The following is a 15,745-nucleotide window of genomic DNA, read 5'->3' on the forward strand; positions in this document are numbered from 1 at the left end:
CGCCCCACCGCCGTAGTGGGCGGCTGCGGGCGTTGTGTTCTAGCCACCCCTCCCCCCCCCCCCGCCGACCCCGCTCCCGCCCCCCCCCGACCACGGCGGGGGGCCCGCGGCCGCTTGAACACGCGCCGTCCTCACCCGCACCGCCGCCCCAGAGCCGCCTCGCATGTCGCTGACGACCCGATCAAGGCCGGACCCGGCGGCCGGTGGTGCCTTGTGGTGGTGGGGAGCGGATCTCACCGGGCGAATCCGATGGCACGACGGCGTTCCGGCGACGAGACTGCACCGGTGACCACCCTGCCGCGCCCGTCCGACCCGCTCCTCCCGCCGGTACGGGACCCGCGCGTCCGCGACCTCGTGCTCGACTTCGCCGACACGCACGCCCTGGTCGCCGACCTGGACGTGCCCGGCGACGCGTCGATGTACGTCATGAGCGCGTTGGAGACCTCCCGCGAGCTCATCCGGCACTCCTACTACCGGTACGAGTTCGCCACCGTCGCCGTCACGCATTCCCTGTTCGCCCTGGAGCAGGTCCTCTCCGAGCGTCTGGCCGCGAAGGAACCGCTTCACGTCCTCATCGAACGGGCCACCGGCGCAGGGATCTTCACGGGCGGACTCGCCGCCGAACTCGACCGCGGCCGGCTGCTGCGCGACAGGATCGGGCAGGGCGCCGCGTCCAGCGCAGCACTCCCCCCGCTCCGGGCCGTCGCCATGGTGCGGGCCGTCTTCGACGCCGTCTCGCTGCTGCTTCGCCCACCGTCCGCGGCGGAGGCGACACCCGCCGACACGGCCGGAGCGCAGCCGGACGGCGGCCTCGCCCGGCTGTGGGAGGACCACCGGCACGCACCGTTCCCCGACGGTTTCCGCGGCGTCGACTTCGACGGCGTGGACCTGGTCCTCCTGGACGCCGACGTCGCCGGCCTCGTGCGGACGGAGCTGGAGGGCGGACTCGACGACGCGGGCGTCGCCTGCCTCTGGGGTCGCATCGCCGACCTCGACAAGACCGTCCCGCTGATCAACGAGGCTTACTGTGCCTCTTACTTCACGAAACTCCGGACCATGGCTCAGATGGCAGCGGCGCCCCACACACCCACCGCGACCTGACCACCGGGGGGGCGGGCTGGTTCGGGCGGGGGCTCGGGCGGCGCAGCGGTTCGAAGACTTCCCGCTTCCGCCGGGATGCCCTGAAACAGGCTTAGCCCTCGCGGGCGTTGAGCGGCCCAGCACCAACCCGTAACCCGCGAAGGACTGTGGCTTCAGGAAGCCCCGCACGGAGTCGTCGCCGTCCTGTCGCCGGGACACGGACCGACCGTCGCCGGCTTCCTCCCCGTTCCGTTGCAGGGCGGTCGGACCTACGTCAACTCAGCCGCCCCTGATGACAGTTCGCCGGGGCGATCGACAGCCAAAAGGCTGTCCCGGCTTCGTTTTCGTTGTTCGGCTGGGCATTCTCGGTTGGTCACCCGGGTGGTCGTTCCGCCGGTCGGCCGTGTCCGCGACGAGCACGGCGGAGCGATGAATCGGCCAGGTCGAACCGGCTCGAGCCGCGACAGATGAACGTTGAGGAGCAGCACGATGATCCCGTTGTCCTTCGCTCAGCGCCGGTTGTGGTTCCTGCACCGCCTCGAGGGGCCGTCCGCGACCTACAACATCCCCCTCGCGCTGCGCCTGGAGGGGGAGTTGGACACGACGGTCCTGGCCCGGGCGGTGGCGGACGTCGTCACGCGGCACGAGAGTCTGCGCACCTTGCTGGTCGAGAACGAGGACGGGACTCCCGAGCAGCGGATCCTGCCCGCAGAGGAGGCCGCGCCGCCGTTCCGGGTGATCGACGTGACCGCGGACGCGCTGGACGAGGCGATGCGGCGCTCCGTGGGCGAATGCTTCGCACTGGGCCGCGAAACGCCCCTGCGGACAACCGTGTTCCGCCTCTCCAGGGAGGAACACGTGGTGCTGGTCCTGTTCCACCACGTCGCGGCGGACGGGGCGTCGATGGCGCCGTTCCTCCGGGACCTGCTGGCGGCCTACGAGTCCCGTGGCCGGGGCGGCGCGCCCGACTGGGCTCCGCTGCCGGTCCAGTACAAGGACTACACCCTGTGGCAGCAGCAGATGCTCGGCGACGTGAGCGACCCGGACAGTGTCGCCGCCGGGCAGTTGGAGCACTGGCGCCGCGAACTCGACGGAGTGCCGCAGCCGGTGCACCTGCCGCTGGACCGGCCCCGGCCCGGCTCGGCGAGCCATCGCGGCGCCGAGGTCCTGTTCGAGCTGGAGCCCGAACTTCTCTCCAGGGTGCAGAAGTTGGCCGCGCAGCACGGGGCCACGCCTCCGATGGTCGCGCAGACCGCGCTGGCGGTGCTGCTGCACCACCTCGGCGCGGGCAACGACCTGACGATCGGCAGCCCCATCGAGGGCCGGGGAGAGGAACAACTCGCGGATGTGATCGGGTTCTTCGCCAACACCTGGGTGCTGCGCGTCGGCCTCTCCGGCAACCCCACCTTCGGCGACCTCCTGAACCAGGTGCGCGACCGCGCCCTCGGCGCCTACGACAACCAGGACGTCCCCTTCGAGCATCTGGTGGAGCTCCTCGACCCGGAACGCACCACCGCCTACCAGCCGCTCTTCCAGGTGATGCTCGCCTGGCAGTTCGTATGGCCCGAGATCGAGCTTCCCGGGCTGCGGGGCACCCTCGTCTGGCCGGGCACACGGACCGCGAAGTTCGACCTGTTCCTCAACATCGTCCCCGACGCCTCCGGTTGGGCGTACGGAAGCCTGGAGTACGCGACGGACCTGTTCGACCGCGCGACGGCCGAGGCCCTCGTCGATCGCTATGTCCGGGTCCTGCGGCAGGTGGTCGCCGATCCGGAGGTGCGGCTCGGAGGCGTGGACGTGCTCACCGAGGCCGAGCGCGACCGGCTGGACGTGCTGAACGGGACGACGGCACCGGTGCCCGTGGCGACGGTTCCCGAGCTGGTCGCCGCCCAGGCGGCGCGGGCTCCGCAGGCGACCGCCGTGGTGTGCGGGCGGACCTCGCTGTCGTACGGGCAGTTGGAGGTCCGCGCGGGCAGGCTGGCCGCGGTGCTGCGCGAACAAGGGGTGGGGCCGGACGCCCTCGTCGCCGTGGCGCTCCCGCGCACGGCCGACCTCGCCGTCGCCCTGCTGGCCGTCCTCAAGGCGGGCGCCGGCTGTCTGCCGGTCGATCCCGCCTTCCCGTCCGCGCGCGTCGGCCTCCTGCTCGACACCGCACGCCCGGACCTGGTGCTCACCGACCACGCCACCGCGCAGACCGTGGCCGACTGCCGGCCCCCGCTGCTGCACCTCGACGACCTGGACCTCGATCTGGAGCTGGACGGCCCCGTCGTCGACGCCTCGACGTCCGGAGTGCGTCCGGACCACCTGGCCTACGTGATGTTCACCTCCGGCTCGACGGGCACCCCCAAGGGCGTCGCCGTCACCCACGCCTGCGTCGTCAACGGCGTGCAGGACCTGGCCCGGCGCCTCGACATCGAGCCGGGCTCCCGGATGCTCGCCGCGACCTCGGTGAACTTCGACGTCTCCGTCTTCGAGATCTTCACCGCGCTGACCCGCGGCGCGAGCGTCGAGATCGTCCGTGACGTCCTCGAACTCGCCGAACGCGACCGCTGGTCCGGCAGCACGGTCAGCGCCGTACCCACAGTGTTCTCCGCACTCCTCGACCAGCTCGCCACCGAGACCGGCGATGGTCCGCACCTCGACGTCGTCACCGTGGTCCTCGCGGGGGAGACGCTCCCCGGCGAGTTGGTCCGCAGGGTCCGCCGGGCCCTGCCCGGCACCCGTGTCGTCAACGCCTACGGCCAGACGGAGAGCTTCTACACCTCCAGCTTCACCGTCCCGGAGGAGTGGACCGGGACCGGGCCGGTGCCGGTCGGCACACCGCTGGCCGGTGTGCGCGCCCACGTCCTGGGCCCGGAGCTCGCCCCGGTCGCTCCGGGCGTGATCGGTGAGCTGTACGTGGAGGGTCAGGTCGCCCGCGGCTTCCACCGCGACGCCACCGCGACGGCGGAACGTTTCGTCGCCTGTCCCTTCGGCCCGCCCGGCACCCGCATGCTCCGCACGGGCGACCTCGCTCGCTGGGACTCCGACGGCCGGCTGAGCCACGAGGGACGCGCCGACGACCAGGTCAAGGTGAACGGCATCCGCGTCGAGCCGACCGAGATCGAGACCGTCCTCGCCCAGCACCCCGCCGTCGCCCGGGCCGTCGTCACCGTCCGCGAGGACCCCTCCGGCGGCAGGCGGCTCATCGGCTACGTGGTGCCGGTGGGCGGCGGTGCCGCGAACGGTGACCACGCCCTGGACTCCGGCGTCTCGGTGGCGGAGCTGCGCCGCTTCGCGGCCAAGCGGCTGCCCGACTACATGGTGCCCGCCCAACTGGTCGTCCTCGACCGTCTCCCGCTGACCCCCAGCGGGAAACCGGACCGGGCCGCGCTGCCCGAACCGGCCTTCGCGGGCACCACGTACCGGGCCCCGAGCGGTGAGGCGGAGCGGGTCCTGGCCGAGGTGTACGCCGACGTCCTCGGGGCCGGCCCCGGGCAAGTGGGCGTCGACGACGACTTCTTCACGGCAGGCGGGGACAGCATCCGTTCCATCCAGGTGGTGGCCCGCGCCAAGGCCCGCGGTGTCGTGGTCAGCACGCGGGAGATCTTCGAGCACCGTACGGTCGCGCGGATCGCGGAGCTGGTCGAGGGCCGGGCCGGGCAGGAGCGGGTGACGCTGGCCGAGCTGGAGGGAGGCGGCGTCGGCTGGGCTCCGCTGCCACCGACGGCGGCCCACGTGCTCGCCCTGGGCGGCCCCGTCGGCCGGTTCTGCATGTCCGCGCTGCTGACCCTGCCCGAGGACATCGACCACCCGGCACTGACCGCCACGCTCCAGACCGTCCTGGACCGGCACGACGTCCTGCGTTCCCGCCTCGACCGCGAACGGCCGGGCCTGTGGATCGGGGCGCCCGGCACAGTGGACGCCGCCGCGCTGTTGTACGAGGTTCCGCGTCACGAGGCCCATGTGCAGGCCGAGTTGGACGCGGCCGCGGACCGCCTCGACCCGGACGCGGGTGTGATGGCCCAGTTCGTGCGGCTGACCTGTGACAGCGGGCCCGACCGGCTGCTGATCGTGCTGCACCACCTGGTCGTCGACGGGGTGTCCTGGCGGATCCTGGTCCCCGACCTGGTGGCCGCCTGGCAGCAGGTCCGGTCCGGCGGCGGCCCGCGGCCGGCCGGGACGGGCACGTCGCTGCGCCGCTGGACCCACGCCCTGGCGGAGGAGGCCGTCCGCCCCGGGCGCGCGGCCGAACTGCCCCTGTGGCAGAGGATCCTGGAAGGCGATGAACCGGCACTGGGGGTATGGGAGTTGGACCTCACGCGTGATGTGGCCGCCACCGTGGACACCGTGCGCGTCAGCGTCCCGGCCGATGTCACCAGGATCCTGCTCGACGTGCTGCCCTCGGTGTTCCGCGGTGGAGTCGACGACGGTCTTCTGGCCGGCCTCGCCCTGGCCCTCGCACACTGGCGCCGGACCCGGGGGAGCGGTGGGGACACGGCCCTGGTCCGGCTGGAGGGCCACGGCCGTGCGGAGTACGTGGTGCCCGGCGCGGACCTGTCCGGCACGCTCGGCTGGTTCACCGCCATGTACCCGGTCCGCCTGGACGTCACCGGCATCGACCTGGCGGACGCGTTCGCGGGCGGTCCGGCCGCCGGCCGGGCGGTCAAGGCCGTCAAGGAACAACTGCGTGCGGTACCCGACGCCGGACTCGGCTACGGCCTGCTGGCCCACCTCAACCCCGACACCGCCCCCTTGCTGGCAGGGGCACGCCGTCCGCAGGTCGGGTTCAACTACCTAGGCAAGGCCTCAGGCGCGGACATCCCCGAGCATCTGCGGGGTCTCGGCTGGACGCCCGACACCCCCCACCGCGACCTGATCGCCGCCCCCGACCCGGACATGCCCGTCCTGTCCGCGCTGGAGATCAACGCGGTGGCCTCGGACACGGGGGAGGGCGAGGAGCTGACCGCGTACTTCGGCTTCCCCACCGGCGTCCTCTCCCGCGAGGAGGTCGGCGAACTGGCCGCTCTGTGGGTCCGGGCGCTGACCGCCCTGGCCCTGCACGCCGCCGGCGACGACGCCGGCGGACTGACGCCCGGCGACGCGCCCCTGGTCACCATCGTCCAGCCCGAGATCGACACCTGGGAGGACCGCTTCGGCAGGCTCGCCCAGGTGTGGCCGGTCACCCCCGCACAGTCCGGGCTGCTGTTCCACACGATGCTCGCCGGATCAGACTTCGACGCCTATCACATGCAACTGGTGTTCCATCTGTCTGGCCAGGTCGACGCGGAGCGCATGCGCCGGGCCGGGCAGGCGCTCCTGGACCGCCACCCCGCCCTGCGCGCCGCGTTCGTGGACCGGGCCGACGGCGAACTCGTGCAGGTGATACCGGAATCGGTGCCCCTGCCCTGGCGGTACCTCGACCTCGCCGACGCCGACGAGCCGCGGCGGAGCGAGGAGTTGGAACGGTTCCTCGACCAGGACCGGACGACCCACTTCGACACGGACACTCCGCCGCTGATGCGCATGGCCCTGGTCGCCCTCGAACCGGACCGCTCCGAACTCGTGCTGACCGCCCACCACGTGCTCTTCGACGGCTGGTCCACCCCTCTGATCATGCGGGACCTGTTGCGGCTCTACGCCACGGACGGTGACCCTGCGGCGCTCGCCCCCGCCCGCGACTACGGAGACTTCCTGACCTGGCTCACCCGGCACGACCGAGAGGAATCCGCACGCGCGTGGGCCGCCGAACTCGACGGCGTACAGGAACCCACGCTGCTCGTGCCGCACGCGGGAACCCGGCACATGGGTGAGGGCATCGGCACCATCGAGGTGACGTTCGAGGGCATGCAGAGCCTGTCCCGGCGGGCCGCGGAGCTCGGCGTCACGCTCAACACCCTTGTGCAGGGGGCCTGGGCCGTCCTCCTCGCCCGGCTCACCGGGCGCACCGACGTCGTCTTCGGGGCCACCGTGTCCGGGCGTCCGCCCGAGGTGGGACACGTCGACGACATGGTCGGGCTGTTCATCAACACCGTTCCCGTCCGCGTACGTTGTGAGGGACAGGACACCTTCGCGGACCTGCTCGGCGATCTGCAGGGCAGGCAGGCGGCCCTGCTCGACCATCACCAGCACAGCCTCGCGGAGATCCAACAGGTAGCCGGGCTGAGCGCGTTGTTCGACACCATGGTCGTGTTCGAGTCGTATCCCATCGACCGGGAGGCCCTCGGCGAGGCCAACTCCTCGGCCGGTGTGGCCATCACCGGACTTCGCCCGTTCGCGGGCTCGCACTACCCGGTGATCCTGGCCGCGGCGGCGGACCCGCACCTGCAACTGGCCCTCCAGTTCCAGAAGGACCTGCTGGACCAGGAAGCGGCGAACGACATCGCCGACCGGTTCGTCCGGGTCCTGGAGCAGGTCGCGGCGGCTCCCCGGGCTCCGATCGGTGCGATCGAGGTGCTGGGGGAGGAGGAGCGTGAGCGGCTGGTGCGGCGGGTCAACGACACCGCGCGCCCGGTCGCCGCGACCACGCTGCCGGACGCGTTCGAGGCGCAGGTGGCCCGCACTCCGGAGCGTGTGGCGGTGATCGGTGAGCACGAGAGTCTGACCTACGCCCAGTTCAACGCCCGCGCCAACCGGCTCGCGCACTGGCTGATCGAACAGGGCGCAGGGCCCGAGCAGTTGGTCGCGGTGAAGATCCCCCGCTCGGTCGACCTGCTGGTCGCGGTGTACGGCATCGTCAAGGCCGGCGCCGCCTACGTGCCGCTGGACACCGAGCTGCCCGCCGAGCGCGTACGCCACATCCTCGCCGTCGCCGACCCGCTGCTGCTCCTCGAGGACGCCCTGCCGGACGTCTCCGGATATCCGGACACCGATCCGGAGCGGAACCTGTCGCCGGACAACGCCGCCTACGTGATCTTCACGTCCGGTTCCACCGGTGGTCCCAAGGGTGTTCCGGTGGCGCACCGTTCGATCACGAACCGGATCGAGTGGGGTCTGGAGCACTTCGCCGTCACGGTCGAGGACCGGATGCTGATGAGTACGTCGGCGAGTTTCGACGCCTCGGTGCCGGAGATGTTCTCCAACCTCCAGACCGGTGCCTCGGTCGTGGTGGCCAGTGCGGAGGGCCGCCGTGATCCGGCGTATCTGGCCGAGCTGATCCAGCGCGAGCAGGTGACCGCCGCGTTCTTCGTGCCCTCCCTGCTGTCCGCGTTCGTCACCGAACCCACCGCCGCGCACTGCTCCAGCCTGCGCTGGATCGAGGTCGCCGCCGAGGCCTTCCCCGCCGCCCTCGCCAACCGCTTCACCGAGCTGCTGCCCGGCTGCTCGGCGAACAACCTGTACGGGCCGACCGAGGCGACCGTCGAGGTCACCGGCTGGCAGCACGTCCCCGGCGCCGACCGCGTCCCCATCGGCACCCCCATCTGGAACAACCAGGTCTACATCCTCGACCAGGCCCTGCGCCCGGTCGCCCCCGGCGTCGCGGGCGAGCTCTATCTGGCCGGGACCTGCCTGGCCCGCGGCTACCTCCGCCAGACCGGCCTGACCTCGGAACGCTTCGTCGCCTGCCCGTTCGGCCCGGCCGGGGCCCGCATGTACCGCACCGGTGACCTGGTGAAGTGGAACAAGGACGGCCAGGTCGAATACCTGGGCCGCACCGACTCCCAGGTCAAGGTCCGCGGCTTCCGCATCGAACTCGGCGAGATCGAGCACGTGCTCAGCGGGCATCCCTCGGTGGCCCAGGCTGCTGTGGTGGTCCGGGAGGATCAGAAGGGCGACCAGCGGCTGGTCGCCTACGTCGAACCCGATCCCGACACCGCCGTCACCGACACCAGCGCCCAGGTGGAGGAGTGGCGTCACGTCTATGACGACACCTACACCGCCTCGGCCGAAGGGGTGTTGGGTGAGGACTTCCAGGGGTGGAACTCCAGCTACACCGGTGAGCGGATTCCGCTGGAGCAGATGCGGGAGTGGCGGGACGCGGCGGTGGCCCAGGTGCTGCGCCACGCGCCGCGACGGGTGCTGGAGATCGGTGTGGGCTCCGGCCTGCTGCTGGCGAAGATCGTCGACGAGGTGGAGGAATACTGGGCCACCGACCTCTCGCCCACGGTCGTCGAGCGGGTCCGGGCCCAGGTCGAGGCGGCGGGCCACGGTGACCGGGTCCGACTCGGCGCCCAGGCGGCCGACGACCTCACCGGCCTGCCGCTCGGCACTTTCGACACCGTGGTGCTCAACTCGGTGGCGCAGTACTTCCCGAGCGCCGAGTACCTGGACCGGGTGCTGCGACAGGCCATGCAACTCCTGTCCCCGGGTGGCCGGCTGATCGTCGGGGACGTGCGCAACGCCGGCACCCTGCGGATCCTGGCCGCGGCGGTGCAGCGCACGGCGCATCCGCACGCCTCCTCGGACGAGATGCGGGCTCTGGTGGAACAGGCGCTGCTCGCCGAACGGGAGTTGGTGGTGGCTCCGGAGTGGTTCGCCGACTGGGCGGGTGAGCACGCCGGAGGTGTGGACATCCGGCTCAAGGCGGGAGCGGCGCACAATGAGCTGACCCGGCACCGTTACGAGGTCGTCCTGCACAAGGAGCCGGCCGACGTCCTGGACCTGTCGGGTGTGCCCGCGCTGAGGTGGGGCCGGGAGATGTCCGGGCTGACGAGCCTCGCCGGCTGTGTGGCGCGGGCGGACGGCGGCGCGGTGCGCGTGACCGGGATACCCAACGCGCGGCTGACCGCGGAGACCGCCGCCTCGGCCCCCATCGGCACCAGGGGCGCGGCCGCCTCTTCCGGCGTGCGGTTCGACCGGTCAGGTGTGCCGTCCCAGCCGTCGGGCGCTCCGCTCGATCCGGAGGAGGTCGCGGTATGGGCGCGGCAACGGGGTCTGGAGGCCGTTCTCACCTGGTCGGGCGGGGCCGTCCACTGCTTCGACGCGATTCTCCTGCCCGAACGGGAGACCGGACTGCGAGACGGACTGCGAGACGGGCCGCGAGACGGACTGCGCGATGGACGGAGAGCTGTCTCAGGAGGGTTCGTGCCCGGTGGTCCTGCGGACCGGATCCGGGTGAACAGCCCCGCGCTCGCCTCGGCGATCGGTCCGCTGCTGGCCGAGCTGCCCGCCTACGTCCGCGGACGCCTTCCGGACTACATGGTCCCGGCCGCCTTCGTCCCGCTCTCGCGGCTCCCGCTCAACCCGGCCGGAAAGATCGACCGGCGAGCCCTGCCCGCGAAGCACACGACCACCGTGACCAGCCGGGCGCCACGCGACTCCCATGAAGAGAAACTGTGCGCTCTCTTCGGCGAATTGCTCGGCCTGGAACGGGTCGGCATCGACGACGACTTCTTCGCGCTCGGCGGGCACTCGCTCCTGGCGACGAGGCTGATCAACCGCGCCCGTGCCGAGATGGGCATCGAGATCCCGATCCGCAAGATCTTCGACCTGCCGACGGTGGCCGCGTTCGCCGAGTGGTCGAGGAAGGCGGCCACACCCCGTCGCCCACGGTTCGAGCCGCGTGATCGCACCAAGGACGACGGCGAGATCCCGCTGTCCTTCGCGCAGCGCCGCATGTGGATCCTGCACCAACTGGAGCGCGGTGCGGCGACCTACAACATTTCCCCAGCGTTCCGGCTGACCGGGCCACTGGACGAGGCCGCCCTGTCCGCCGCGATCGGTGACGTGGTCGCCCGGCACGAGATCCTGCGGACCACGTATGTGACGGACGCCGACGGGGAGCCCCGGCCGAGAATCCTGTCGGTGGACGAGGCGCCGGTGCGGATGCCGGTGATCGACGTGACGCCGGAGGACGAGTCCCGCGCGATCGACGAGGCCACCGGACACTGGTTCGACCTGGCGGCCGAAGTCCCCTTGCGGGCCACGCTGTTGCGCCGCTCCCTCGAGGAGCACGTGCTGGTGCTCGTCATCCACCACATCGCCACGGACGGAAGCTCGGGAGCGCCGCTGGCCCGCGACCTGGCCGAGGCCTACTCCGCACGCCTGGACGGGCGGGCGCCGCGGTGGGAGCCGTTGGCCGCGCAGTACGCGGACTACGCGCTGTGGCAGCGCGAGCTGCTGGGGGACATGACGGACCCGACCGGCCCGGCGGCCGAGCAGACCGCGTACTGGCGCGAGGAACTGCGCGGAGTGGCCCAGCCGTTGAACCTGCCGCTGGACCGTCCGAGGCCCGCGGTGAGGAGTTCGGACGGCGACCTGGTCGAGATCGCGGTGGGCCGAGAAGTGGCGGCCGGACTGCGGAGGCTGGCCGACGAGCGCGGGCTGACCATGTCGATGGTCATGCACGCGGCTCTGGGGGTGCTGCTGAGCCGGCTGGGCGGCGGAGAGGACGTGACGATCGGCAGCCCGATCGCCGGACGCACCGACGACGGCCTGGCCGACATGGTCGGATTCTTCGTCAACACTCTGGTGCTGCGGGTCGACCTCTCGGGCGACCCGTCGATCGCGGATCTGCTCGCGCGGGTGCGGGAGAAGGCACTCGCGGCCTACGAACACCAGGACCTGCCGTTCGAGATGCTGGTCGAGGCGCTCGACCTGGAGCGCTCCGCGGCCTACCAGCCGCTGTTCCAGGTCATGCTGGCCTGGCAGAACTTCGAGCACCGCGAACTCGAACTCCGCGGCCTCGGTGTGGAGTTCGAGCAGCACCTCACGGCGACCGCCCAGGCGGACATGTCGTTCAGCATCGCCGAGGACGGCACGGGAGCACTGCGGGGCGACCTCCTGTACGCCACCGCGCTGTTCGACCGCGAGACGGCCGAGGCCGTGGCCGCCGGTTTCGCAGCGGTGCTTGAGCAACTCGCGGCGGATCCGGATGCGCCGGTCAGTGAGATCGAGGTGGGCGCGGGCACCCGCCGTCCGCGCAACGCGCACGAAGAGAAACTGTGCGCCCTCTTCTGCGACTTGCTCGGGCGGGAGAAGGTCGGTATCGACGACGACTTCTTCGGGCTCGGCGGCGATGAAACCCTGGCCGCTCGCCTCTGCTCCCGCATCCTCGCGGAGTTCGGGGTCGACCTGTCCCTGAAGACGATCACCGACTACCCCACGGTGGCCGAGCTCGGCGGGCTGGTGATCGTCGGCGGCACTCCGGACGACCAGAACGACTCGTACGGGGTCGTGCTGCCGCTGAACAGGGATCCGGGCACGGGCGAGCCGCCGTTGTGGTTCTTCCACGGAGGCGGCGGCCTGGGCTGGGCGTTCTTCACCTTCGCGGCGTACGTGAAGGACCGGGCGGCCTACGCGTTGCAGTCCCGCGGCTCCAACGGCATTGATCCGCCGGCGGGTTCGGTGGAGGAGATGATCGACGACTACCTCGATCAGATCCTCGCCGTCCAGCCGGAAGGCCCGTACCACCTGATCGGCTGGTCCTTCGGAGGCCCGGTCGTGCACGCCGCCGCGGCGGAGCTGGAACGGCGCGGTCACCGCGTCGGCCTCGTCGCCGTCCTGGACGCCCCGCCGGCGACGACCGCACCGGACAGCCCGTTCAAGCAGGTGATCGGCCGGACGGCGGCGGAGTACCGGGGGGACGTCGAGGAGGTCTTCGGCCAGTACATGAACACCGGCAATCTGGACGGCTTCCTGGAGGACATGTCCAAGGTCGGTGCCAACAACCTGAACAAGATGGCCGTCTTCGCCTCACCGGTGTACCGCGGTGACCTGCTCTACTTCAACGCGAAGGCCGACAAGACCGACGGTCTTACGTCGTACGGGCCCGGCTGGCGCCCGTACGTCCTCGGTTCCCTTGAGGAGTACGACGTGGACGCCTCGCACCACGATCTGCACATGCCCAGGCCGGCGGGCCAGATCATGGAGGTCGTCGCTCGCAAACTGGCGGAGTGAACGGGCAGTTCACGCGGCGCCGGTCGGACGCGTGCCGCGTGTCGCTCAGTTCGGACCGGGTCCGACGTGGGTCATGCGGGCGTCGTAGCCGGTGCCGGGATCGACGACGCGGCCCGCGGCCCACCAGTTCTCGCGGGCCGTCTCCAAGACCATGATCATGACGTCCTCCTCGGGGACGCCCGCGAACCGCCGGAGGTTGTCGACGATCGCACGGAACAGTTCGTTCTTCTGCTCGGCGGTGCGCTGGTTGAAGGTCAGCTGGATGAACATGGCCCGCTCGCTCCGCGGCAGGCCGAACACGACCGGCTGTATGACGAAGTTGTCGGGCGTGACCTCGTGGAAGACGTGGAACTGGTCGTCCTGCGGGATCTTCAGGACGTCGACCATGGCCTTGTGCAGCGCGGAGGAGACGTCACGACGGTGCTCGGGAGTGGTGCCCTGGCGCAGATGGACATTGATCAGCGGCATGGTGACCTCAGCTCATTTCCGGTCCGGTCCTGTCCGGTCACCGTAGAAGCGGCCAAGGGCATGCGGCCAACGAATGTCACGCATAGTGGATATGCTCTTCGCTCATGGATGTGACGGTCGTCGGGCTGCGGGTGCTGCGTGTGGTGGCCGAGCGGGGCACGTTCACCGGGGCGGCCCGGGAGTTGGGCTATACGCAATCGGCGGTCTCCCGGCAGGTGGCCGGACTGGAACAGGCCGTCGGCGCCCGGCTGTTCGACCGTTCTCCCGGCGGTGTGCGACTGACCGCGGCGGGCCGTGCCCTGCTCCGCCACGCGGTCACCGCCCTGGACGCGCTGGACGCGGCCGACCGCGAACTGCACGGCGCGGACGACGACTCGGGCGGTGTGCGGCTCGGTCACTTCCCCGCGGCCGGACCGGTGCTGGTGGCCCGCGCGCTGGCGACCCTGGGCCGGGAGCACCCCCGCGTCCGGCTCACCACCCGGGAGGGAACCACCCCGTCCCTGGTGAGAGCCCTGCGCGCCGGGACCCTCGACGTGGCCCTGCTCTCCTCACGGCCGCCTCACCGTTCCCCCGACACCGACGATCCGGCCCTTCACGTCGAACCGCTGCTGGAGGACCGGCTGGTCCTGGCGGTGCGGGCCGACGGCCCCCTCGCCGACCGGGCGGCCGTCACGGCCCAGGAACTCGCCGACGTGACGTGGATCGCCGGTCCGTCCGGCACCGGCGATCCGCTGCTCGGCGTCTGGCCCGGCCTCCCCGGCCGGCCCCGGGTCCATCACGCCGCCCGCGACTGGCTCACGAAACTCCATCTGGTCGCCGCCGGCGCCGGTGTCACGACGGTCCCCGCCACCCTGAGGTCCGTGACCCCGCCCGGAATCCGGCTGGTCACGGTCACCGGCCTGCCCGAGGAACGGCGCCGCGTCAGCCTCGTACGGCTGCCAGGCCCCACCACGCCACCGGTGGACGCCGTACTCCACGCCCTCCGCGGACACGCCGCCGACCTCGCCGACTGACCCCGCGCCCTGGGTCACTGACCGGCTGAGCTGCCGACCCGGTCATCTCGCAGTCCCGCGGCGTCACTTCGTCATCGGGGACCCGCCACCGGACTGCTACTGCGCGGCACGCTTCGCCGCCACGTTGCGCACGTCCTCCTCGGCTGCATCTCCCCATGGTGGCACGGTACTTCGGTCATTCACCCAGCGACTTCAGGGCCGCGGCCACCCGCTCGGAGGCCTCCGGCGGGGTCGAGGCGTGCGGGGAGAAGCGGAGCGAGTCGGCGCGTACCGTCGGGGTGACTCCCTCGGCGTGCAGCGCCTTCGCGACGACGGCCGGATCGTGGCCGGGCATCGCGAAGGACAGGATGCCGGCGCGGTGCGCGGGGTCGGTGGGGGACAGGACACGGCCACCGTGTTCCTCGACCGTCTCGGTCAGTTCGGTGATCCGCTCGGCGACGGCGGTCTCGATCGCCGCGACCGTGTGCCGCTCCACGAGCTCCAGGGCCGAGGCGAACGCGGCCGCCGTCACCGGACTGAGGTTGGTGATCGACCACCGCCGGGCATCCGCGGCGGGCGGATGTTCCGCACCGTCGAAGAGACCGACGTCCTCGACACCCGTCCAGCCCGTGAGGACCGGTTCCAGCGAATCCAGCGCCCGGTCGGACAGCGTGGCGAAGCCGGTCGCCCAGCCGGCGCGCAGCCACTTCTGGCCGCCCGCCACCACCACGTCGGCCGCGTCCCAGTCCATCGTGGCCACCCCGAACGCCTGGATCGCGTCCACGATCAGCAGCCGGTCCGGACCGATCGCCTCGCGCAGGGCCGCCAGATCGACGCGGTATCCGGTGCGGAAGTCCACGGCGCTGACGGACACCGCGACGACGTCCTCGGTCAGCGCGGCACGGACCAGCTCCGGGGTGACCCCGCCGCCGGGCACCGGATCGAGCCAGCGCGGAGTGGCCCGGCCCAGGTCGGCGGTGCGGCGCCACGGATAGTGGTTGGCCGGGAAGTCGGTGCGCGGGGTGAGGACCACGCCCGTGCGGATCCCGAGGGCGGCGTGGAACAGGCCGGTGGAGGCGTTGGGGAGCAGCACGGTGTGCCGGCCGTCGGTGCCCGCGAGACGCGCGGCCGTGTCCCGTGCCACGGCCTCCGCGCGCATCAGGCCGTCCACGGTGGTGTGATCGGCGCGCGCGGACTCCTCCAGGGCGCGCGCTGTGGCGGCCACCGCGTCCCGCGACGGGGGACCGAAGCGCGCGAAGTCGAGGTACCCGGCGGGTGTGTCGAAATGGGCTGCGTACGACATGAGCACGGGGCTCGTCCTTCCGGGGCGGTACGAGTGGTACATGTGGTTCGGGTGGTACGGGGGCGGAGATCGGCGCGGGCGCCGG

Annotated in this window: 5 protein-coding genes; 3 read left to right on the forward strand and 2 right to left on the reverse strand. The window is 71.7% G+C overall.

Going from position 1 to position 15,745, the window contains the following annotated elements:
* Nucleotides 1–285: 285 nt before the first annotated feature.
* Both ACFWI4_RS36315 and ACFWI4_RS36320 read left to right on the forward strand, forming a co-directional pair.
* Nucleotides 286–1,101 carry a hypothetical protein gene (locus ACFWI4_RS36315; RefSeq protein WP_387205307.1) on the forward strand — a complete coding sequence of 272 codons (816 nt, stop codon included), beginning with the start codon at nucleotides 286–288 and terminating at the stop codon, nucleotides 1,099–1,101.
* 468 nt (nucleotides 1,102–1,569) lie between these two features.
* Nucleotides 1,570–12,897: an amino acid adenylation domain-containing protein gene (locus ACFWI4_RS36320; protein WP_387205309.1), complete on the forward strand. Its 11,328-nt coding sequence runs from the start codon at nucleotides 1,570–1,572 to the stop codon at nucleotides 12,895–12,897.
* Between the two features lie 45 nt (nucleotides 12,898–12,942).
* On the opposite strand, the gene ACFWI4_RS36325 is transcribed toward ACFWI4_RS36320, so the two are convergent.
* Nucleotides 12,943–13,365: a tautomerase family protein gene (locus ACFWI4_RS36325; RefSeq protein WP_385396291.1), complete on the reverse strand. Its 423-nt coding sequence runs from the start codon at nucleotides 13,363–13,365 to the stop codon at nucleotides 12,943–12,945.
* Between the two features lie 104 nt (nucleotides 13,366–13,469).
* Between ACFWI4_RS36325 and ACFWI4_RS36330 the strand changes: the two genes are divergently transcribed.
* Entirely contained in the window at nucleotides 13,470–14,378 is a 909-nt protein-coding gene (locus ACFWI4_RS36330) for a LysR family transcriptional regulator (protein WP_387205311.1), read from the forward strand.
* A 175-nt stretch (nucleotides 14,379–14,553) separates the two neighbouring features.
* Here the strand turns inward: ACFWI4_RS36330 and ACFWI4_RS36335 are convergent, their stop codons facing one another.
* Nucleotides 14,554–15,660 carry an aminotransferase class V-fold PLP-dependent enzyme gene (locus ACFWI4_RS36335; RefSeq protein WP_387205313.1) on the reverse strand — a complete coding sequence of 369 codons (1,107 nt, stop codon included), beginning with the start codon at nucleotides 15,658–15,660 and terminating at the stop codon, nucleotides 14,554–14,556.
* Nucleotides 15,661–15,745 lie beyond the last annotated feature (85 nt).

This window comes from Streptomyces sp. NPDC127038, assembly GCF_042725875.1.
Classification (GTDB): domain Bacteria; phylum Actinomycetota; class Actinomycetes; order Streptomycetales; family Streptomycetaceae; genus Streptomyces.